Raw genomic sequence first — 20,156 nt, 5'->3', positions numbered from 1 at the left:
CGCCGCGCGTCAGAAGGTGTAGCGCAGGCCGACGAGCGCGGAGAGGACCGCGGTGTCGTCGATGCCGTTATTGCTGTTGTAGAGGCCCAGCGCCGCAAGCAGCTGCAGCCGGTCGAGCAGGAAGCGATGGTCATAGCTCAGCGAGGCGCCGACCGTGGTCACGTCCTGCAAGGCGGCCAGATCGCTGTCGTACCAGCTCGCATAGGCGCTGACGCTGACGCTCGATTCCCTGGTCAGCTGCCGGCCGAGCGACGCATTGACGCCATAAATCTCGTCCTCGCTGGCGAAGGCGACGTTGACCGGGCTGGTCGGCAGGAAATAGCGGTGGTGGGTGTAGCTCGCGCCCATGCCGTAATTCCAAAGGCCGCGCGATCCGGCGTAGATGATGCTTCCGCCGCGCGCCCGGAAAGTGCTCGGGCTGATCCGCTGCAGCGTGTTGGCGAGGCAGGTGCCGCCGCCGTTCGCGCCGAACACGCAACCCGAAAGATTGCCCGTCAGAGGATCGATGTTGATATTAGCATTGGACGGCAAGGCACTGATATTCGTGGAAAGTTGACGGCCAAACGTTTCCACCGTGTCGAACACGACCGCGTTGATCGCCTCGTGCTCGTTGAGCTGGTGGGCGAGCGAGCCGGTGAAGGTCGTTCCGCCGTAGCGATGCCCTGCGCGCGCCTGAAGCTCGGTGCGCGGGCTCGGGCGCCAGATGATTCCGGCGTCGTACATGACGTCGTCCATCTTGTAGACGGAAAGCCGCGGCGCGTTGGGGTTGGGAACGGGAAGTCCGTTGACTCCGATCACGATCGCGCCGTTCACGTCGCGGACGTAATCATATTGCGAGGATTCGATATCCTCGTAGCCGATCCCCGCGGTCAGAGCGAAGGTCGGGCTGACCGGAAAGACCACGTCGCCGCGGATATAGGCCATCTCGAAGCGGTTGCCGAAGAAGCCGCCCGAATCCTCGCGGCTATAGCCGCCGCCGACGGTCCAGCCGAACGGCAGGCCGCCGTTCGTTCCCATGCCGATGCTCGCGGTCAGGCTGTGGGCGGTCGAATCGTCGAACACCTGGTCGAGATTGGCCGGAAGATGGCGGTCGTCGTCGACCTTGACGTAGCCGAAGCGATAGGCGGCGTTGATCGCCACCGGTCCGGCGCTGGTCGAAAGCGTTGGGCCGGCATAGACGCTGTAGACGTTGACCGACGCATCCTGCGCGGTGACGCCCTGGGCGCGCCCCTCGCCCGCCGTATGGGTGGCCATGGCGCCGACATCGAAGGACAGCAGGTTCGGCGCGACCTGGAGATGCGCCTGGGCAACGCCCGAGAGCATCGAATTGTTGGGGAGATCGCCGCTCCACTCGACATTCTGCTGGTAGCGAACGCCGAACTGCGCGGCGACGCGGTGCGATTCGACATGGCCGTTCACGCCCACGGCGACGCTGGTGTAGGTCAGCGTGTCGCCGCCGTTCAGGTCCGCGCTGAGGGTCTGGGCCACCTCCAGATAGGGATGGATCTCGCCCCGGCTGTGGGGCGCGGCCGCCGGTGCGGGCGCCTCGGCGCCGGGAGGCGGCGCTCCGCCGCTGTCGGCCTGGGTCGCGCTCCCCGTGACCGACGGGCTGGGCGCCTCCTGTGCATGGGCGCTCGCCCCCGCCAGAGCGAGGCCGAGCAAGGCGGCGAGCCGCGAGAAACGGTTCAGGTGAAGATCAGTCATGGCCGTACCCATCGTAGGCGCCGTATTTGCGCCCGGTGACGGCGAGGCCCGCTCCGTTCAGGACGAGGCCCAGGCGGCCGCATCCCGAGAGCAGGCCGATCGTCTCGCGCAGATCGGCTTCGGTTGTCTGGTCGGCGCGAACGACGACCAGGGCCTGCCCGACATGTCGGGCCAGGACGGTCGCGTGCGACGCCATCAGGGCAGGCGGGGAATCGATGATGACGATCCTTCGCCTGTCGCCGGCGACGAGATCCGCCAGCACCTCCCGGGTACGATCCGAAGCGAACAGCTCCGGCACATTATTGGTTTTGCGCCCCGCCGGCAGGACCGAGAGGCCCGGCACGTCGGTGCGGATGACGAAGGATTCGGGATCCGCTTGCGGGTCCGCCAGAGCGTCGATCAGGCCGGGGCCGTCGCCCGGGATGCCGAGCTTGCCGAGCGCGTCCGGATTGGGGGCGTCGCCGTCGACCAGGAGCACCTCCACGTCGCGCTCCCCGGCGAGGCTCAGCGCCAGGTTCACGGCGCAGAAGGTCTTGCCGGCCTTGGGCTGGGCGGATGCGACCAGGACCGCGCGGGCGCGCGGATTGCCGTCGGCCGGCGCTTCGCCGATCGCGGCGAGAAGCTGGTGCTTGATCAGCCGGAATTCCTCGGCGATTCCGGTGACCGCGCCTTCGGGCACGACGAAGCCCGCCTCCGCAAGGGCGGCGCGATCGACCGCCGCTTCTGGGCCGCGGGGGCTGGTGCGGCGCACCGAAGCCTCGACCGCCCGAACGGCGCGGTGGACGGGCGACGGCGCTTCGACCGGCTCCGGCGCGATGACCGGCTCGGGATCGGGCTCCGGCTCCGGCTCCGGAGCGGGTGGCGGTTCGCTCACGGCCGCCGCGGGCGCGCGCATGGGCACGCTGAAATCGTAGAGCTCGGCGGCGCGCTCGAGCAAGGATGGCGGCGTGTGCTTCATCTCGTTCCTCATGCCACCATGCTTCGCTGCCAGAATTCGACGACGATCAGGATCGCCCAGCTTGCGGCCAGCGCGGCCCCCGCCCCGCCGAGCCAGATCAGCCGCTGGCGGCGATGGAGACGCTCGGGCCGGGTCACGACCTCGCTCACCGTTCCGAGCACCGGCAGGCCGGTCACCTCGGCGAGCTTGTTCTGGGTCGGGAAGGTGGTCTGGAGCTGGCCGGCGAGGAAGGCGGCGGCGACTCCGGCGCCGATCCCGAGAATCAGGATCGCGGTGAGGAAGACGGGCCGGTTGGGCGCGGCCGGAACGGTCGGAACGCTCGGCGGCTCGACCACCTGGACGGTGATCGGGCTGGTGCGCGCCTGGACGTCGCTGCGCAGGCGGACCTGCTCGCGGTTGGCGAGCAGCTGGTCATATTGCTGCTTCAGGACGTCGTAATCGTGGGTGAGCCGGGTCTGCTCGGCGGCGAGGCCGGGCTCGGTCGACTGGCGCGAGGAGAGCTGCGCGAGATCGGACTGGAGCTGGTTGCGCCGCGCCTGGGCGGCGGCGAGGGTCGCCTCGCGCTCGGCCATCATCGCGCGAAGCGAGACGTAGCTCGGATTGGAGATTCCGCCGGTGTTGCCCGAGCTTCGCTCCTGCGCCGCGAAGGGGCGGAGGCGAGCGATCTGCTGGCGGGCATAAGTGATGTCCGGATGCGATTCGGTCCAGCCGCGGGCGAGCATCGAGGCGACCTGGCCTTCGAGCTGGGCGAGCTGGCCGCTTGCGGTCGCGCCGCCGCTCCCCTCGGCTCCGGGCAGTTGCTGAGGAGTCGCGGCGAGCTGCGAGCGCATCGAGGTGAGCGCTCCGTTGGCCGCGGCGATCTGCTGCTCGAGGCTGGAAAGCTCGACCTGCGCCGCCGACATCCGGTCGGCGATCGATCCGGCGCCGGGAAGCACGCCCATGTAGCGCTGCTCGAAGTCGACCCGGCGCTGCTCGGCCTCCTGGAGCGCGGTCTCGCGCCGGCGAAGCTCCTCGTCGAGCACTTGGGCCGCCTGGCCGGTCTCGCGGCGGTCGCCGGAAAGGTTCTGCTCGATGAACACGTCGATCAGCCCCTGGACGGTCGCCGCCGCGGTGCGGGCGTTCTGGCCGTTGGAGAAGCCGGGAACATTCGATTTTGCGCTGATCTCGATGCCGCCGTCGGGCTGGGCGGTGACCGTGATGCGCTGGCGAAGCCCGGAAACCACCCCGGGCAAATCGGCGTCGCTGGCGACGAGCGTGTTGAGATCGGTGCGGCGGACCACGCGCACCAGATTCTCGTTCGAGGTCAGCGTTTGCTTGAGGCGGAGAAGCTGGTTGTTGCGCTCGTCCGAGGTGATTCCGATCTGGTTGGGAAGGATCGACTGCATCTGGACGAAGAGGCGCCCCTTGGCCTCGTAGCTCGACGGGATCAAAGCGACGACCAGCCAGCCGAGCACGCACACGCCCCAGGCGACGGCCATCGCCAGCCAGCGGCGGCGCCAGACCTGGTGGAGGGCGAGCCTCAGCTGATCGTAGAGCCCGTCCATGTCCTAGAACATGCTCTCGGGAATGATGATGACGTCGCCCGGCTCGAGCCGGACGTTGGCGCGGATATCGCCGCGGCGCAGAAGCGTGGTGAGGTGAAGGTCGTATTCGCGCTGCTGGCCGCTGGCGCGGTCGGCGCGGATCAGCTTGGCGCGGTCGCCCGCGGCGAATTCGGAAAGGCCGCCGGCCGCGATCATGGCGTCCATCACGGTCATGTTGGCGCGGTAGGGCAGAGCGGTCGGCCGAACCGCGGCGCCGACGATTCGGATCTGCTGCGAGAAGCTTCCCTGCGGCCGGTTGACGATCACCGAGACGAGCGGCTCCTGGATATATTGGGCGAGAGCGGCGCGGATGTCGTCGGCGAGCTGGGCCGGAGTCTTGCCGGCGGCGACCATGTCGGTGATCAGCGGGGTGGTGATTCGGCCGTCGGGACGGACCTGGGCGGTGACGCTGAGCTCCTGGTTGCGCCAGACGAACAGGGTCAGCTCGTCGGCCGGGCCGATGATGTAGCTGTCGGCCACGGCGCCGACCGTCTCGTCGGCTAGGCTCGCCGGCGGAAGCAAATTGCCGGCGCGCGGAGCGGTGGCGCAGCCGGTCAGGGCGACGGCGCTGACCGTGGCTGCAAGGGCGGCCCAGGACTTAGCGGATAGGCGCATGGTCATTCCTCTTCACTCGGCTCCCGCTCGCGCCCCAGCCGTCCCGGAACGGGATCGAACGGTGCGCTTTGGGGATGGCTATGGGGCGAAGAGGTAAAATTAGCGTTAGGAACAAGGGGGATTTGGCCGCGCGTCCCAAAGCGGGACTTGAGCCTCGCGAGGCGTTAATCGCCTGCGTTCACGACCATTTCGAGCGCGGGGGCCTGGGCGAGGAAGGCTTGGGGGCTGGCCGAAAGCCCGTAGGCGCCGGCGAGGAAGACGGCGACGAGGTCGCCCGGCTCGGCGCGCGGCGTCATGACGTCATCCGCCAGCCGGTCGAGCGGCGTGCAGAGGCAGCCGACGATCGACACCTCCTCCTCCTCGGGCGCGACGCCGAAGCGGCTCGCGATCGCCACCGGATAGTTGCGCCGCACCACCTGGCCGAAATTGCCCGAGGCGGCGAGCTGGTGCTGCATCCCCCCGTCGCAGACGAGGAAGGTCTTGCCGTGGCTGACCTTGCGGTCGACGATCCGGGTCAGATAGACCCCGCACTCGCCGACCAGCCAGCGGCCGAGCTCGATCGCGAATTGCGTACCGGCGAGGATGGGGGGGCGGGCGGCAAGCGCGCTGGAAAGGGCTCCCGCCACCGCCTCCACGTCGAGTTCCCGTTCGCCGTGAAAATGCGGGATTCCGAAGCCGCCGCCCAGATTGACCACTGGCGGCGTGACGCCGGCGTCCTGGGCCAGGGCCGCGGCCAGCGCGACCGTCGCGCGCTGCGCCTCGATCAGGGCCTCGGCCGACAGCGCCTGAGAACCCGCGAAGATGTGGAAGCCGCGCCATTGTGCGCCGCTCTCCACGATTCGCTGGACCAACGCCGGAACGCGCGCGGCGTCGACCCCGAACGGCTTGGCTCCGCCGCCCATGCGCATGCCCGAGCCCTTGATCTCGAAGTCCGGATTGACGCGAACCGCGATCCGCGCTTGCTTTCCCGTCTTGGCGGCGATGGCCAGCGTCCGCTCGACCTCGCCTTCCGACTCCGCGTTGAGCGTGATTCCGGCCTCGATCGCTTCGGAAAGGTCGCCGTCGCGCTTGCCCGGCCCGGCGAAGCTGATCGCCGCGGGATCGGCGCCGGCCTGAAGGGCAAAGTCCAGCTCCCCCGCCGAGGCGATGTCGAGGCCGTCGACGTGCTTCGCGACATGTTTCAATAATGGAGCGTATGAATTTGCTTTTATGGCATAATGAAGATGCACGTTGCCAAAGGCCGCGCGAAAGCGCGCGATCTTCGCGTCGACCAGAGCGAGGTCGTAGACGAACAAGGGCGTATCGCCCGCCTCCTCCACCAGAGCATCGGCGCGGCGGCCCCCGATCAGCAGCATGCCGTCCGTATCCGCCGTATATCCGCCGGGGATCGGGCCCATCGGCTTGGTCATGACGTCAGCTCTTTCTTCAGCTCCACCCGGTCCAGCTTGCCGTTGGGCGAGCGTGGCAGCTCGTCGCGCCAGATGATAGCGCCGGGCTGCATGAAATTGGGCAATTGGCGCTTGAGGAACGCTCGAAGCGCCTCCTCCTCCCCGCGCCGGTCCGGGCGGACGACCAGCGCGATCCCCTCCCCCAGCCGCGCATCGGGATAGCCGAGCGCCACCGCCTCGTGGACCAGGCCCGAGGCGATCGCCGCCTCCTCGACCTCGGTGGGGCTGACGCGGTTGCCCGAGGTCTTGATCATCCCGTCCTCGCGGCCGACGAAATAGAGCAGGCCATCCGCGTCGCGGCGCACCCGGTCGCCCGACCAGACGGCGGTCCCGCCATAGCTGGAGAAGCGCGGCGCCGGCCTGAACCGCTCGGCGGTGCGCTCGGGATCCTGCCAATAGCCCTTGGCCACCAAGGGCCCGGCATGGACCAGCTCGCCCTCGTCAGAGTCGTTTCCGTCTTCGCCGACGACCATGATCTCGGCGAACGGAATGGCGCTGCCCATTGAATCCGGATGGTCGTCGAGCAAGGCAGGATCGAGATAGGTCGAACGGAACGCCTCGGTGAGGCCATACATCGAATAGATGTCCGCCGTTGGGAACACCTCGCGCATCCGCCGCACCACCGAGGGCGCGAGCTTGCCACCGCTGTTGGTCAGCCTTCGCAGCGAGAGGGCGGCGGCGGCGGGCCAGGGCGCCTCGATCAGCTGCACCCAAAGCGGAGGAACGCCCGCCAAGGTGCTGATTTTATGACGCTCGACCGCGCGGATCACGTCGCGCGCGGTAAGATAGTCGAGCGGCACGACGCTCGCGCCCGCGGCCCAGGCCGAAAGCAACTGGTTCTGCCCGTAGTCGAAGCTCAGCGGGAGCACCGCAAGCACCCGGTCGCGCGGCTCGAGCCGCAGATAATGCGCGACGCTGACCGCGCCGAGCCACATGTTGGCGTGGCTCAGCATCACCCCCTTGGGCCGCCCCGTGGAGCCCGAGGTGTAGAGCAAGGCGGCGAGGTCCTCGGGATCGTGGTCCGACGCACCGATCGGCTCGGCCTGGAACAAGGCCTCGCTATCCGCCTCGTCGAGGACCGCACAGGACAGATCTCCGGGCTCCAACGTCGCGGCGCGCGCCCCGGCCGTCACCAGCAGCGAAGCGCCGCTGTCGGCGAGAATGTGGGCCACCTGCATCCGCTTGAGGAGCGGATTGACCGGCACGTGGATCAGGCCGGCGCGGGCGCAGGCCAGCGGCAGAAGGCTCGTCAGCCGGTTCTTGGGCAGCCACGAGGCGACCCGGTCGCCATGCGCGAGGCCCCTGCCCTTCAGCCCCGCAGCCAGAGCGCCGACCCCGCGCTCCAGACCGGAATAGTCGAGCACGCCCTCGCGGGTCGTCAGCGCCGGAGCGCCGGACTCGCCGCGCAGGGTCAAATGATCGAGCGGACGCGGCGTCGGATCGGGGCCTTGCACCTTCACTCCTGCTTAAATGCCGTCATGATAGTAGCGGCGCGAAGGGGCATAAAGCGTGAGCGTTAATATCGCTTTGTTCGACGATCTCGACGCCGTCGCGGCCGATGCCGCCGGCGCGCTCGACCGCGCCCGCCAGCCCAGCCTCTACGCCCGCCTCGACTGGTTCCGCTTGATCCACGCGCATTGCCCGCCCGAAGGGCGCCTCGCCGTCCTCAGGGGCGAGCGCGACGGCAGGAGCTCCTGGCTGTTCCTCGCCATCGCCGAGCGCAAGGCCCGCGCCTACGGTGCCTGGTACTCGCTGCGCTACGCAGCGCCCGGCGATAGCGAAAGCGACGTCATGACGTCGCTCGCCCGGGATTTGCGCAAACGCGGCATCGTCCAGGTGTCGCTCGCCCCGGTCGAGCAGCCGGAGCCGCTGCGCGATGCCTTCCGCGCGGCCGGCTGGGCGGTTTTCGTCAGCGCGAAGACCGGCAACTGGCGCGTTCGCACCCAAGGGCAGGATTTCGCCGCTTACTGGGCCCGCCGTCCGGGCCGGCTCCGCAGCACGGCAAAGCGCAAGGTCAGGGCCGCCGGCCTCGAAATCCGCATCCACGACCGCTTCGACGGTGCGGCCTGGGCCGATTACGAAGCCGTCTACGGCGCCAGCTGGAAGCCGGAGGAAGGCTCGTTCGCCTTCCTTCGCGCGCTCGCCGAGCAGGAGGGCGCCGCCGGAACGCTTCGCCTCGGCCTCGCCTACAAGGACGGCCGCCCGGTCGCCGCCCAGCTCTGGACGATCGAAAATGGCGAGGCGACGATCCACAAGCTCGCTTATGCCGAAGACGCCAAGGCGTTGTCGCCCGGCACGATCCTCGGCGAGGCGATGTTCCGCCGGGCGATCGACACCGACCGCGTGCGCCTGATCGATTATGGCACCGGCGACGACGCCTACAAGCGGGACTGGATGGAGGAGCGCCATGTGCTCTGGCAGGTCGACGCCTATGATTGGCGGCGGCCCCGAGGCCTTCCGGGCGCCGCGCGGGCGCTTGTCGGGCGCCTTTTCAGCCGTTAGGCCCCAACCTTTCAGCGCCACCACGGACGGAACGAGCATGGCCACCGCACCCGATGACGCCCGCGAGGTCGAGAACACTTTGCGCGCCGTGCTCACCGACGTGCTCGGCCTCGATCCCGCCCGCGTCGCCGCCTTTCGCGAGGAAACGGCCCTGTTCGGCGCCCTCCCCGAATTCGATTCGATGGCCGTCGCCGGCCTTCTCACCGAGCTCGAGGAACGCCTCGGAATCCTGATCGAGGACCATGAGGTCGACGCGGACATGATGGAGACGTTCGGCGCCTTGCTGACCTTCGCCAGGGCCAAGACGCTCGCGTGAGCGCCGCTACCCTCGCTTTCGAGCGCTTCCGAAGCTCGGATCGCGAGGAATGGCTGATGCGGATCGGCCGGCCGAACGCGCCCGCCATCCTGTTCGTACCCCCGCTGTTCGAGGAGATGAACCGCACCCGGGCGCTGATCGTGGCGACGATGCGCGCCGCGGCCGGCAAGGGCCATTGCTGCTGGCTTCTCGACCTCTCCGGCACCGGGGAGAGCGAACGCGACCTGAGCGACGTGACGTGGGACGATTGGCGTCATGACGTCGCCGCCGCCGCCCACCTCGCCGGCAAGGCGAAGAAACCCCTGATCGCCAGCCTGCGCGGCGGCGCGCTGGTCGACGACGCAGCCGAGGCGCGCGGCTGGTGGCGCTTCAGCCCGCTCGACGGCGCCGCGGTCGCCCGGGACATGGTGCGATCGGGCATCGCCGGCGTCGAATGGGCCGGCTACGCGCCTTCCGATGCGCTCAAGGAAGTGCTCGAAGCAGCGGCCCCCGCGACGGTGGCCCCGCTGCGCACCCTCCGCCTGGCCACCGAGCGGGCCGAGGCCGACGCGAAGGTCGAGGGGGCTGCGCTGTGGCGGCGCTCCGAGCCCGGCAATTCGCCGGCCCTGGCCGAAGCGCTCGCCGCCGATCTCGTCAAGTGGAGCCGCTCGTGCGCCGCCTCCTGAGCTTTTCCTGCGAGGGCGCCGCGCTCGCCGCCAGCCTGGACGCTGCCGAAGGCGCCGTCGGCGTGCTGATGGCGACCGGCGGAAGTCAGACCCGAATCGGTTCGCACCGAATGTACGAACGTCTCGTCAAGGCGCTTTCCCAACACGGTTTTTCCTGCTTCCGCTACGATCGGCGCGGAGTCGGGGACAGCGCCGGGGAGGATCCCGGCTTCAAGGGCAGCGCGGCGGACATCGCCGCCTCGGCTACCGCCTTCCGCAAGGAGGTCCCGGCGCTCGAGCGGATCGTCGGCTTCGGCCTGTGCGACGGCGCCACGGCGCTCGCGCTCCATAGCAAGGCGGCGGGGCTGGACGGCCTGATCCTGGTCAATCCCTGGCTGGTCGAGACGGAGGCGGGCGAGCCCGCCCCGGCGGCGGTCCGCGCGCATTATGCCAAGCGGCTCGCCAGCGCCGAAGGCTGGAAGAAACTCATTTCGGGCGCAGTGGATTGGCGGAAGCTGCTCAAAGGCCTCGGCAGGATTTCCTCGAAGCAGATGGGCTCCCCCCTCGCCCGGGAAACCGCCGCCGCCTTGCGGGATGGAGGCATGCGCACCTGGCTTCTCCTCGCCGAAGGCGACGCGACGGCCATCGCCGCCGCCCAGGAGTTGAAAGCCGACGCGTTCCGTGGCCTGATCGAAGGCCGGGAGACGATTCCGACCGATTCCCACACCTTCGCCCGCCCGGGCGACGAGGCCATCTTGCTTGCCGCTACCCTGAGAGCGCTGCGCGCGCTCTCGGACTAGGTTCACGCGGAGGCGCGGAGGCGCGGAGAGGCCCTGCCCGCGGCAACGCCGCGGCTTGAAGTCCAAGTCCGGGATGATGCGCGGCTTGGCCGATTGGGCAGCCCCTCCGCGCCTCCGCGTCTCCGCGCGAACAGATTCCGGCCGTCAGGCGACCTGCGCCTCGGCCGGCGCGTGCTCCTCGAAATCCATCTCGGCGAGGAACTTCTCCGCGTCGAGCGCGGCCATGCAGCCGGTGCCGGCGGCGGTGACCGCCTGGCGGTAGATCTTGTCCATCACGTCGCCGCAGGCGAACACGCCGGGCACGCTGGTCCGCGTCGTGCCGGTCTCGACCTCGATATAGCCGTCGCGGTCGAGCGTCAGATGGCCCTTGAACAGCTCCGTGGCGGGCGAATGGCCGATGGCGACGAACGCGCCTTCGGTGTCCAGCCGCTCGATCGCCCCCGTCACCGTGTCGCGCAGCTCGACCGCCACCAGCCCCTCCGGCTCGCCGCCGCCGACGAAGCTGGCGACCTCGCGGTTCCACATCACCTTGATGCTCGGGTGGGCGAACAGCCGGTCCTGCAGGATCTTCTCCGCGCGAAGCGAATCGCGGCGGTGGATCAGGGTGACGTCATGACTGTGGTTGGTCATGTAGAGCGCTTCCTCGACCGCGGTGTTGCCGCCGCCGATCACGATCACCTTCTTGCCGCGGTAAAAGAAGCCGTCGCAGGTCGCGCAGGCCGAGACTCCCTTGCCCTTCAGCTGCTCCTCGCTCGGAAGGTTCAGCCAGCGCGCCTGCGCTCCGGTGGCGATCACCAAAGTATCCCCGCAATAGACCGCGCCGCTGTCGCCGGTGAGCCGGAACGGCCGCTGCGAGAGGTCGACCGCGGAAATATGGTCCCACTCCATCTTGGCACCGACATGCTCGGCCTGTTTCTGCATCTGCTCCATCAGCCACGGGCCCTGGATCACGTCGGCGAAGCCGGGATAATTCTCGACGTCGGTGGTGATCGTCAGCTGCCCGCCGGGCTGGATGCCCTGGACGACGATCGGCGCCATGCCGGCGCGCGCGGCGTAGATGGCGGCGGTGAGCCCGGCCGGGCCGGAGCCGAGGATGATCATTCGGGAGGAGTGCGTAGCGGTCATTGACGCGAGTTAGTGCCCCGCTTCCCCCCGCGCAATGGCCCTGATATGAGCCCGCCCCATGACCCAGCGCGACAATCCCATCGGCCTCGACGGCTTCGAGTTCGTCGAATTCACCAGCCCCGATCCCGAGGCGCTGGCCGGCCTCTTCACCAGGCTCGGCTTCACCCATATCGGCAACCACCGCGCGAAGGCGATCCGCCATTATTGCCAGGGCGACGTGCATTTCCTGCTCAACATGGAAAACGAAGGCCATGCCGACGAATTCCGCAAGGCCCACGGCCCCTCGGCCAGCGCGATGGCCTTCCGGGTCGCGGATGCCGAGGCCGCCCTTGCCGAAGCCGTCCGCCGCGGCGCCACCGCCACCAAGGGCGATCTCGACCTGCCGGTGATCGAAGGGATCGGCGGCTCCTACCTCTATCTGGTCGACCGGCCCGCGGCCGAAGCGCTCTATGCGCGCGAGTTCGAGACGATCGCCATATGCGGCCCCGGCGCCGGCCTCCACACGCTCGACCACCTCACCCACAACGTCAATCGCGGCCGGATGAACCACTGGGCGTCGTTCTACGAGAAGGTCTTCAATTTCCGCGAGATCCGCTATTTCGACATCGAGGGCCAGCAGACGGGCCTCCTCTCCCGAGCGATGACCGCACCGGACGACAAGATCCGAATCCCGCTCAACGAGAGCCAGGACGATTACAGCCAGATCGCCGAATATCTGAAGGAATATAAAGGCGAGGGAATCCAGCACCTCGCCTTCGCCACCGACGACATCTTCAAGACGGTGGACATGCTCCGCGCCAACGGCGTCCGCTTCCAGGACAGCCCCGAAACCTATTACGACATGATCGACCAGCGAATCCCCGGCCACGCCCACGACGTCAAGGCGATGCGCGAGCGGCGGATCCTGATCGACGGCTCGCCCGAGACGGGCGAGGGCCTGCTGCTTCAGATCTTCACCGAGAACATGATCGGCCCGATCTTCTTCGAGATCATCCAGCGCAAGGGCAACGAGGGCTTCGGCGAGGGCAATTTCAAGGCTTTGTTCGAATCGATCGAGCTCGACCAGATCAAGCGCGGAGTCATCCCGGCGGCGAAGGCGGAGGCCTGACATAAAGCGGTTGTCGTAGGGTTTGGCCGTCATTGCGAGGAGCGTAGCGACGAAGCAATCCAGCGGCCTCCGAGTCCGGACTGGATTGCTTCGCTACGCTCGCAATGACGAGGTGTCGCACGGTGAGCGCCCTCTTCCTTGTGCCGCCCCCCGCCCGCCGATAAGGTCGGCGCATCACCGGGGAGGCATGGGAATGACGGGCGCTGCACTGAAGACGGGCGACAACGATACGGCGGGCCCCTCGCCGAGCTGGGAGGAGGACGCGCTCGGCTTCCTCATCGCCCCGACCACGCCCGAGGATTTCCTGAAGCGCGTCTACGAGCGCGAGGCGCTGATCAACATTCGGAACGAACCGCGCCGCTACGCCGACCTGCTGACGCTTGAGATGCTCGACGAATTCCTCAACAGCGCGGACCTTCGCGAAGGGATGGTCGACCTCACCAACCACAAGAACCGGATTTCGCGCGACGATTATGTCGACGGCCACGGCCGGGTCGGCCGGGTGACCATCGCCGAGGAATATCTGAACGGCTCGACGATCATCCTTCCGCAGCTTCACGATTCGATCTTCCGCCTCGGCGAGTTCTGCCGCGCGCTGGAGGAGATCTTCTCCTGCCACGTCCAGACCAACATCTACCTGACGCCCTCGGGCAACCAGGGCTTCCCGATCCACTACGACAATCACGATGTGTTCGTGATGCAGGTCTCGGGCGCCAAGGCCTGGCGGATGTACGGCACGCCGGTCGAGACTCCGTTCCGGGGCGAGGCGTTCCAGCTCGGCCAGCATGAGCCCGGCGAGATCACCCAGCAATTCACGATGAACCCGGGCGACTGCGTCTACATGCCGCGCGGAATGATGCACGACGCCGAGAATGTCGGCGACGAACCGTCGCTTCACATCACGGTCGGCCTGATCACCAAGACCTGGGCCGATCTCGCACTCGAATCGATCTCGGAGCTGGCGCTGACCTCGCCCGCCTTCCGCCGTTCGCTTCCGCCCGGCTTCGCCTCGCGCGAGTTCGACCGGGAGGAGGCCCGCGCGCATTTCGACCTGCTGAGGCAGGAGATCGCCGACCATGCGAGCATGGATGGCGCGTTCGACCTGCTGGCCGACAATTTCGTCCGCGGCCGCCGCCCCAACGTGTCGGGGGTGATCGCCACCGCCGGCACCGGCAGCCTCGAGACCGACCGCTTCCGCCGCCGCCGCTTCGTGCCGTGGAACGTGGCCGACGACGAAGGCAAGCTGGTGCTGATCGGCCCGGGCGGCGATTCGCAGTTCGAGGCCGACGACGGCGACGCGCTCGACGTGGCTTTGTCCGGCGCGCCCTTCACGGCGGCGGACCTCAAGTGCGAGAAGCCCGTCGAGCTGATCAAGACGCTCTGGTCGGGCGGCTATCTGGAGCGGATCGCTTAAAGGGATGGAGTCATCCCGGCGAAGGCCGGGACCCATGAACACGGTGTTTGAGAGACAGATGAAAGACTCGCTGCATCCTTACAAACGCTTCGGTTCATGGGTCCCGGCCTGCGCCGGGATGACTCCGGGTGAATCTACCGGCGCGAAACGGCCTGGACCGCACCTGCGCGGCAATGGGTCCGCACCGCTTCGAGCAGCGGAAAATCGCCGGCGGCGCGGGCGAGCCGCTCGCCTTCCGCGCAATTTCCGCCGCGCACTTCCTCGCCGACGCGGGCGCCCAGCTCCGGACTTCCGGCGCGATAGACGCCCTCGGCCTGAGCCGGGGCGGCGCGGGTCGTCTCGGCCTGAAGGGATTCGGCGTTGACCCCGGACCAGCGAGTCCACAGCCCCGAAAAGCCCGGCGCGGCCGGCTGCGCCGGCGCGGCCGAGGCGAGCGCGGAGGCGATCAGATATCCGGTCGTCGCGATCATGCGTTGGCCCTTTGCCGTGTTCGTTCTGAACGCTTCAGGAACGGGATGGTAGCGGAGGACTGCTACCTACGTAATCGCCAGAGGCGCTCTATCAAGGTTTGAGGCACCCGCGCGGGACGAAGGCCCTCGGGCCTCGTGGCCCCCCGCGCGGGGAACACGCCCAGGGCGTGGGCCAACCTAATCCAGATTAGCGGGGCGAGCTCACTCCCCTTTTCCCCTGCGCATCAGCGCAGGTTCGCTTGCGAGCCGCGCGGCTGAGGACCCGTCTTCAGCCGGCGGTTTCGTGCATCCATCGACTTCCGCACCGGAGGCCGAAATGAAATCGTTCGCCTTCTCTGCGCGCGGGCGCGCTAGCTGCCCCGTTCGCCAATCCGATTATCAGGAGCGCCGGCCATGACGGCGCCCAGCAAGCGCGAGATCCGCGCGATCACTCAACGCACCGCCTTTGGTCTGGCCGGGAAGACGCGCGGCCCCGATCGAGGCGTCAGACGCAACAGCTACGACGTCGACGATCCCAGGGCGAAGGTGTTTCGGCCGATCGCCGGCGGCTCGACCAATGTCGCGCTGGGGTGGCTCGAGGACCTGGTCAAATGCGCCAAGGAATTCGATGCATGGGGTCGCCGAGACGGAAGCCGGGGGCCCATAACGCCCTACGGCGTTCTCGTGCTCGAGGCTCTATGCTTCGGCAACAAGCTCGACTTCAAGACAGGGCGCCTCGATCCGCCAATCGCGTGGATCGAGAAGGTGACGGGCTTTGCCCGGAAGACCGTCGTCGAGGCGCTCGCAAGGCTGCGGCGGCATGGCTTCCTCGATTGGGTCAGGCGGACGCGCGCAACAGACCGCATTGGGAACGCCGGCCCTCAGCGCGAGCAGGACACCAACGCCTATTTCTTCGACGTCACCAAGCTCACCAGGCGCGTCCTGCAGCGATTCCGCGACCTATGCGAACGTCGGCGCCGACGACGGGCGAACTCTGCCCCGGCGGTGCCCCAGAGAGAACGTCGACAATCCTCGCCCAGCGGCGAGCTGGCCGAGGCCTTGGCCCGCCTCGGCGACAAGGTGGCTGAGCGCGAGTGTTCAATACAGCCAGTGTCCCCACCTCAGGATCTAAATATAAGCGGACGCGCTACGCGCGGCGTTGCTTGATCGGGTGGCGACTTCCCCCAAGGCCGACCAGGCATCCAACGGCGGATCGAACGCGACCGCCGAACCCGCCGGCTTGCGCCGACGGGGGGCTCCCAATGGGCGCCAGCGATTTCCGGCTGCACGAAAAAGCCGAGCTCAGTGACACCGAACGCCGCCGACCGAGACGAAGACGACTACAGGGCTATTTCCTATTCATCTTTCATGACTTACGTTCCGCTCATGCCGTGGAGAAAGAGGATATGGCCCCACTGGGCCAGAACAGTAGAGAAGATGATTGCGCAGAGCGCAGTCGTCCGCGCCGGCTGCGTCAAATGCAGGACGTTTTTCGACGTCGATTTGCCGGCGACGGCACGAGTTCGGGGTGGCGACTTTTCCCTGATCGACCGGACCAGCCAGTGCAAGATCTCGAAATGCCGAGGCACCGCCTACTTCGTCGCCGCGCGATCGATGTGCGATCCAATCATGACGCTAGTAAATTGCAGCATGAATCCCCTGCAGATCGAGGGCGTCACGCCGCTGGATCTGGAACCTTCGGCCGACGACGATCCCCCGCCAACGGAGCCGTCGAGAATCGCCGCGTAGGTGCATCAATCCGCGTCACGCGGAATCGGCGCCGTAAACGCCCCAGAAGCGCGCCGGCGACGCTGAGGTCCTAGGGCTCGGCCGGCGATCGCCTTGCCGCCTGGCGCCGCCCCCAGGCGGGCGGAAGCGGCAATTTGCATCAATAGCGACCCCAAAAGCGAGCAGGCGAGGCGCGGGGGCAAGCGCGGCGCTCGGGGTCGAGCTCCGGCGCCTTGCGCTCCGTTCTACATTCGTTCCATGTGCGGCGATGGCCGCCCCTGTCGAGTCGCTGAAGGACTTCGTCGCCCGCCTCGAGCGGGAGGCGGGCGAGGCAATGCGTCGCACCACTGACAATGGGTATATGACGGTGCGCGCGGCCGACGTCGGCCGCGTGTTCGAGCTACTCAGGGGGTACGGCGGCGTGGCCGGCTGGCGAGCCGACGAGAAGTCGATCGCCGCGCTGCCGCCGCCAGTGCGCGCCTACGTTCACACTCTGCAGGACGAACTGCAGCGCCTCATGCTTCAGGTCGCGGCGATTCGGGCCGACGACCGGGCCGCGGCCGCGCCGGTCGAGCTCGCCGGATTGGTCGATCCTATCGCCACGGTCGTCGACTATGCTGCCTTCTATTCGGGCGCGAAGGCCACATCGGAAGCCCGCGCTCGCCGGCGCCGGGCCCGGGAAACGGCGCGCGAGATCCTCGCGCTGCTAGGAAAATGGCGGTGCCTGGCCGAGCTGGCACCTGTTGCCGAGGAGCGCGACCGGCGCTGACTAGGCCGCGGCCTCGAGCAGGGCCGGCGACTTGGCGAGCTGCTCGAGGTAGGGGAAGCGCACGGCCGGCAAGCCCAGCCAATCGTTGAGCTCGAGGAATCGGATAGCGAGCGGCACGATCTCGAGGCGAAGAAAGACGTCGGCCGCCTTCGCGACGTCGCCGAAGCCGCCGGCGTTGGCCGGCACCACCCCGAGCAGTTGGGGCGGCACCCGATGGGCCGCCAACATCTCGTCGCGCGACACGATCTTGATATTCAGGAACTCGTCCTTGGCCGCGACCTCGCTGATCGGGATGATCTGTACTCCGTCCTTCTTGCCCTTGGGCGCGTGAAGGAAGAGGTTGCGGAAGTTGCCCGGGCCCTTCGCTTCCTTCAGCGCCTTTCGGATCGAATCGACGTCCTCGTTGGTGACGCTCTCTTCCGACATGTAAAAGACGAAGCCGGCATGGCTGCCGTTGAGATAGTAGCGGCGACGAAAGAGGGTCGCTGCCTCGCCGAGCAACCCCGCCTGCAGGGCGCCCAGGAATTCGGGAACGCCGTAGAGCTCCTGCGTCGGGTGTTCCTGGATCAGGTGGAATATCCGATCGGGCTCGAATTCGTATTCTTGGCGCCACCCCGGCGTGAAGAAGTAGCGACCCTCGATCAGGCCGCGTCGAGTGTACCGCGACAGGCTATGGGCGAGGCGCAGCGGCCGGCTGGCGAGATTGTTGCGCTGCTCGAGATAGCCGTTGCCGGTGGCGAGGAAGTCGAGCGCCCATTTCCTGAAGTCGGCCAGGCCGAGCCAGCGCGATGCCTCGAAATGCGCGACGAGCAGATTGACCTTGAGCCGGATACAGCTCGAGTGCGGGCCCGGGATATCGAAGGCGCGGACCAGCGTGTTCATCGAGACCGGAGGCTCGTACCACCGATTATTGTGCCTGGTCTCGACGCAGCCTAGCAAATCGCGGCGATCGAGCACCGGCTCCGGATCTCCAAAGGTGAAGGCCTCGACGCGGGCGCTGCGCGCGCCGGCGTTGCTGGTCTGGTCGGTCATCTAGAATATCTCCACTGTGCTCGAGGAATGGCTGAGCTCGCCGTCGAGCGGCTCGTTATAGAGGACGTGCATGATCGCCCAGGCGACGTCGGCGTGGCCCGTGTCGCCGGCGCGGCTCGCGACGTAGGTGATCGATCGGCCGGCCTTGGTAAGCTCGGGCCGGATCGACATGAAGCTGGCGGTGATATCCTTGTCGCCGGCGTCATACTCGAGGCGGCCCGCCTGGATGACGCTGCGCGCCTTATAGACCATCATCGCCTTGAGCGGCGCCGAATAGTCGATCCCGCGCGCGGCGGGGAATCGCTTGACGACTAGCTGGTAAACGGCGGCGCCCACGCCGGTCTTGTCGATCGCGATGTCGACGACGCTGTAGCGCCCCATTTGCCGGAAGATCGCACCGGCCTGGGCTTCGAAGTCGCCCTTGAGCCGGAATTTCTCGAGAACGCGGAATTTGCCGCCCTTCTTCGTCGGCAGCGCGATCACCGCCAAAGCGGCGTCGTCACCGTCGGCCGATTCCTGAGGATCGTAGCCGATCGCCACGTCGCCTCGCCCGTACGGCCGGAGCTGCAGCCCGTCGAAGTCGCGCCATTTGTCGTAGCTGTCGACCCTGCACGGCGACATCATTGCCAAGGGGAAGGCCGATTGGCTGTCGTCGACGAAGCGACACATATAGAGGTTGTCGAAGACGTCCGGGGCCTTGCGCCGGCGGAGCTCGTCGATATCGAACAGATCGCAGCCGCCCGCGGCCGCGTCCTCGATCGTCACCACATGGCGCCAGATTGCGTCTTCGCCTACCGCGCCGGCCTGCAGCTCCGGCGCGTAGGTATCGATCTTCGTCCAATCCTTCTTCGGCCGGCCCTCGTTGAATTTCTCGCCGGACCATTTCTTGTAGGCCTGATGCGCGACCGTCGACGGCGTCGAGAAGTAGGTTTCCCGATACCGCTTCTGTGAAGCCATGCCGCTCGCAACGTCGTCAGTCGTGTCGAAGTCTTGGGCCCAGAAGCACTCGTCGTAGTAGAAATTCCCGTGCTCGCCCTGGGCGGTGCGATAGTTGGCGCCGAGGAAGAAGATCGTCGGCCGCTCAAGCGGCTGGCCTGATTCCTCGTCGTCGCCGCGGTCGATCATCAGGTGCTCGCCCTTGAGCTGTACGCCCGTCACGCGGAAGACGAACTCGATGATGTAGCGGCGGAAGATCTCGGCCTGTCGCCTCGAGGCGGAAAGGAATATCTGGTTTCGGCCGGTTTCGAGCGCGTCGATCAGCGCCTCGCGCGCGAAGTACCAGGTCGCGCCGATCTGGCGGCTCTTGAGGATGAATCGCGTCCGCTGGTTGCGGGCGCGCCACCACGTCAGTTGATATTCGAAACACTCTTCTTCGAAGGCCTCGCGCAGCTGCTCGACGTGCTCCGGCAGGAGCTGGTTGGGTCGGGGCTTCTTTTTCGGGCCGGAATTTCGATTGGCGACGTTGGGGTTGAGATCGGCCTCGTTACCTGAGTCGCGGTAACGGCGGCATCGCTCGAGACGCTCGATCTGTCGGCCGAGTAGGTCGATCTCCTTGAAGTCGCCGCCGGTCTTTTGATCCTTGGCGACGAGCTGCTGGAATCGGGCGATCACCGATTCCTCTGCTCGCCGGATCGAAGGCGCCTCTTCCCACTTCTCGCGCTGCTTCCAGCTTTCGACGGTCGACCGCTTCAGGGCCTTCCACCCCTCGATCGTCTCGCCGATGCGGTTGAGCTCGTCGACGATCTGCGTCACGCCCCACCCGCGCCAATAGAGGCTGCGCGCCTCGCGGCGCACATCTGCGAATTCAGGCCTCTCGATCGGGGCTAGGAGCATGGGACCGAACGCTAACCGCGTCGGCCGCCGGCGGGCGCTCGCCCGCTGTTGTATAGGCGCCGGTTACAACAGGCCCGGCTTGAGCCGAGGCCGTTCTTTCCTTCCATTCCGGGCTTCGGCGGCGCGTC

The 20,156-nt window shown here is 67.5% G+C and carries 19 protein-coding genes; 9 read left to right on the top strand and 10 right to left on the bottom strand.

The features are described 5' to 3' along the window. Positions 1 to 9: 9 nt before the first annotated feature. The 6 genes from E6G92_04400 to E6G92_04375 form a co-directional block, all read right to left on the bottom strand. Complete coding sequence (locus E6G92_04400; protein TMJ19058.1) at positions 10 to 1,704, bottom strand: hypothetical protein; 1,695 nt, start codon at positions 1,702 to 1,704, stop codon at positions 10 to 12. Further along, on the bottom strand, positions 1,697 to 2,674 hold the full coding sequence (locus E6G92_04395) for a hypothetical protein (protein TMJ19057.1): 978 nt from the start codon (positions 2,672 to 2,674) through the stop codon (positions 1,697 to 1,699). Before E6G92_04395 ends, E6G92_04400 begins: the two co-directional genes overlap by 8 nt. Next, positions 2,671 to 4,206 carry a chain-length determining protein gene (locus tag E6G92_04390; GenBank protein ID TMJ19056.1) on the bottom strand — a complete coding sequence of 512 codons (1,536 nt, stop codon included), beginning with the start codon at positions 4,204 to 4,206 and terminating at the stop codon, positions 2,671 to 2,673. The genes E6G92_04395 and E6G92_04390 overlap by 4 nt, the downstream gene beginning before the upstream one ends. 3 nt (positions 4,207 to 4,209) lie before the next feature. Then, entirely contained in the window at positions 4,210 to 4,860 is a 651-nt protein-coding gene (locus E6G92_04385) for a polysaccharide export protein (GenBank protein TMJ19055.1), read from the bottom strand. Between the two features lie 164 nt (positions 4,861 to 5,024). Next, positions 5,025 to 6,257, bottom strand: coding sequence for a pyridoxal-dependent decarboxylase, exosortase A system-associated (locus E6G92_04380; protein TMJ20705.1), 1,233 nt, complete (start codon positions 6,255 to 6,257; stop codon positions 5,025 to 5,027). 8 nt (positions 6,258 to 6,265) lie between these two features. Beyond that, entirely contained in the window at positions 6,266 to 7,762 is a 1,497-nt protein-coding gene (locus E6G92_04375; protein ID TMJ19054.1) for an acyl-CoA ligase (AMP-forming), exosortase A system-associated, read from the bottom strand. Positions 7,763 to 7,817: 55 nt separating this feature from the next. On the opposite strand from E6G92_04375, the gene E6G92_04370 reads away from it, so the two are divergent. From E6G92_04370 to E6G92_04355, 4 genes are read left to right on the top strand one after another with little or no spacing between them, the layout of a single operon-like run. Next, positions 7,818 to 8,810: a GNAT family N-acetyltransferase gene (locus tag E6G92_04370; protein ID TMJ19053.1), complete on the top strand. Its 993-nt coding sequence runs from the start codon at positions 7,818 to 7,820 to the stop codon at positions 8,808 to 8,810. 37 nt (positions 8,811 to 8,847) lie between these two features. Beyond that, positions 8,848 to 9,126 carry an acyl carrier protein gene (locus E6G92_04365; protein ID TMJ19052.1) on the top strand — a complete coding sequence of 93 codons (279 nt, stop codon included), beginning with the start codon at positions 8,848 to 8,850 and terminating at the stop codon, positions 9,124 to 9,126. Then, positions 9,123 to 9,791, top strand: coding sequence for a hypothetical protein (locus E6G92_04360; GenBank protein TMJ19051.1), 669 nt, complete (start codon positions 9,123 to 9,125; stop codon positions 9,789 to 9,791). Before E6G92_04365 ends, E6G92_04360 begins: the two co-directional genes overlap by 4 nt. After that, positions 9,698 to 10,570 carry a hydrolase 1, exosortase A system-associated gene (locus tag E6G92_04355; GenBank protein TMJ19050.1) on the top strand — a complete coding sequence of 291 codons (873 nt, stop codon included), beginning with the start codon at positions 9,698 to 9,700 and terminating at the stop codon, positions 10,568 to 10,570. The genes E6G92_04360 and E6G92_04355 overlap by 94 nt, the downstream gene beginning before the upstream one ends. A gap of 144 nt (positions 10,571 to 10,714) precedes the next feature. Here the strand turns inward: E6G92_04355 and trxB are convergent, their stop codons facing one another. Then, positions 10,715 to 11,695, bottom strand: coding sequence for a thioredoxin-disulfide reductase (gene trxB, locus E6G92_04350; protein ID TMJ19049.1), 981 nt, complete (start codon positions 11,693 to 11,695; stop codon positions 10,715 to 10,717). A 58-nt stretch (positions 11,696 to 11,753) separates the two neighbouring features. Here trxB and hppD point away from each other — a divergent pair, with 58 nt between their 5' ends. Next, entirely contained in the window at positions 11,754 to 12,803 is a 1,050-nt protein-coding gene (gene hppD / locus E6G92_04345) for a 4-hydroxyphenylpyruvate dioxygenase (GenBank protein ID TMJ19048.1), read from the top strand. 187 nt (positions 12,804 to 12,990) lie between these two features. Then, positions 12,991 to 14,217: a hypothetical protein gene (locus tag E6G92_04340; protein ID TMJ19047.1), complete on the top strand. Its 1,227-nt coding sequence runs from the start codon at positions 12,991 to 12,993 to the stop codon at positions 14,215 to 14,217. A gap of 134 nt (positions 14,218 to 14,351) precedes the next feature. Here E6G92_04340 and E6G92_04335 read toward each other — a convergent pair whose 3' ends face one another. Further along, positions 14,352 to 14,687 carry a hypothetical protein gene (locus tag E6G92_04335; GenBank protein ID TMJ19046.1) on the bottom strand — a complete coding sequence of 112 codons (336 nt, stop codon included), beginning with the start codon at positions 14,685 to 14,687 and terminating at the stop codon, positions 14,352 to 14,354. A gap of 393 nt (positions 14,688 to 15,080) precedes the next feature. Here E6G92_04335 and E6G92_04330 point away from each other — a divergent pair, with 393 nt between their 5' ends. From E6G92_04330 to E6G92_04320, 3 genes are all read left to right on the top strand, one after another. Further along, positions 15,081 to 15,833, top strand: coding sequence for a hypothetical protein (locus tag E6G92_04330; protein ID TMJ19045.1), 753 nt, complete (start codon positions 15,081 to 15,083; stop codon positions 15,831 to 15,833). Positions 15,834 to 16,034: 201 nt separating this feature from the next. Further along, complete coding sequence (locus tag E6G92_04325; protein TMJ19044.1) at positions 16,035 to 16,415, top strand: hypothetical protein; 381 nt, start codon at positions 16,035 to 16,037, stop codon at positions 16,413 to 16,415. Positions 16,416 to 16,662: 247 nt separating this feature from the next. Beyond that, entirely contained in the window at positions 16,663 to 17,163 is a 501-nt protein-coding gene (locus E6G92_04320) for a hypothetical protein (GenBank protein ID TMJ19043.1), read from the top strand. Here the strand turns inward: E6G92_04320 and E6G92_04315 are convergent, their stop codons facing one another. After that, positions 17,164 to 18,195: a phage portal protein gene (locus E6G92_04315; GenBank protein ID TMJ19042.1), complete on the bottom strand. Its 1,032-nt coding sequence runs from the start codon at positions 18,193 to 18,195 to the stop codon at positions 17,164 to 17,166. Beyond that, positions 18,196 to 20,028, bottom strand: a complete 1,833-nt coding sequence (locus E6G92_04310) for a hypothetical protein (GenBank protein ID TMJ19041.1) — start codon at positions 20,026 to 20,028, stop codon at positions 18,196 to 18,198. Positions 20,029 to 20,156 lie beyond the last annotated feature (128 nt).

It is taken from the genome of Alphaproteobacteria bacterium (assembly GCA_005883305.1).
Classification (GTDB): Bacteria; Pseudomonadota; Alphaproteobacteria; order Sphingomonadales; family Sphingomonadaceae; genus Allosphingosinicella.
This window is presented reverse-complemented; position numbering and strand designations above follow the sequence as displayed.

What these genes read in the sequence shown, in the direction of transcription:
- E6G92_04400 (TMJ19058.1), bottom strand. Translation starts at nt 1,704, where the DNA reads ATGACTGATCTTCACCTGAACCGTTTCTCGCGGCTCGCCGCCTTGCTC.
- E6G92_04395 (TMJ19057.1), bottom strand. Translation starts at nt 2,674, where the DNA reads ATGAGGAACGAGATGAAGCACACGCCGCCATCCTTGCTCGAGCGCGCC.
- E6G92_04390 (TMJ19056.1), bottom strand. Translation starts at nt 4,206, where the DNA reads ATGGACGGGCTCTACGATCAGCTGAGGCTCGCCCTCCACCAGGTCTGG.
- E6G92_04385 (TMJ19055.1), bottom strand. Translation starts at nt 4,860, where the DNA reads ATGCGCCTATCCGCTAAGTCCTGGGCCGCCCTTGCAGCCACGGTCAGC.
- E6G92_04380 (TMJ20705.1), bottom strand. Translation starts at nt 6,257, where the DNA reads ATGGGCCCGATCCCCGGCGGATATACGGCGGATACGGACGGCATGCTG.
- E6G92_04365 (TMJ19052.1), top strand. Translation starts at nt 8,848, where the DNA reads ATGGCCACCGCACCCGATGACGCCCGCGAGGTCGAGAACACTTTGCGC.
- trxB (TMJ19049.1), bottom strand. Translation starts at nt 11,695, where the DNA reads ATGACCGCTACGCACTCCTCCCGAATGATCATCCTCGGCTCCGGCCCG.
- hppD (TMJ19048.1), top strand. Translation starts at nt 11,754, where the DNA reads ATGACCCAGCGCGACAATCCCATCGGCCTCGACGGCTTCGAGTTCGTC.
- E6G92_04340 (TMJ19047.1), top strand. Translation starts at nt 12,991, where the DNA reads ATGGGAATGACGGGCGCTGCACTGAAGACGGGCGACAACGATACGGCG.
- E6G92_04335 (TMJ19046.1), bottom strand. Translation starts at nt 14,687, where the DNA reads ATGATCGCGACGACCGGATATCTGATCGCCTCCGCGCTCGCCTCGGCC.
- E6G92_04330 (TMJ19045.1), top strand. Translation starts at nt 15,081, where the DNA reads ATGACGGCGCCCAGCAAGCGCGAGATCCGCGCGATCACTCAACGCACC.
- E6G92_04325 (TMJ19044.1), top strand. Translation starts at nt 16,035, where the DNA reads ATGACTTACGTTCCGCTCATGCCGTGGAGAAAGAGGATATGGCCCCAC.
- E6G92_04320 (TMJ19043.1), top strand. Translation starts at nt 16,663, where the DNA reads ATGGCCGCCCCTGTCGAGTCGCTGAAGGACTTCGTCGCCCGCCTCGAG.
- E6G92_04315 (TMJ19042.1), bottom strand. Translation starts at nt 18,195, where the DNA reads ATGACCGACCAGACCAGCAACGCCGGCGCGCGCAGCGCCCGCGTCGAG.
- E6G92_04310 (TMJ19041.1), bottom strand. Translation starts at nt 20,028, where the DNA reads ATGCTCCTAGCCCCGATCGAGAGGCCTGAATTCGCAGATGTGCGCCGC.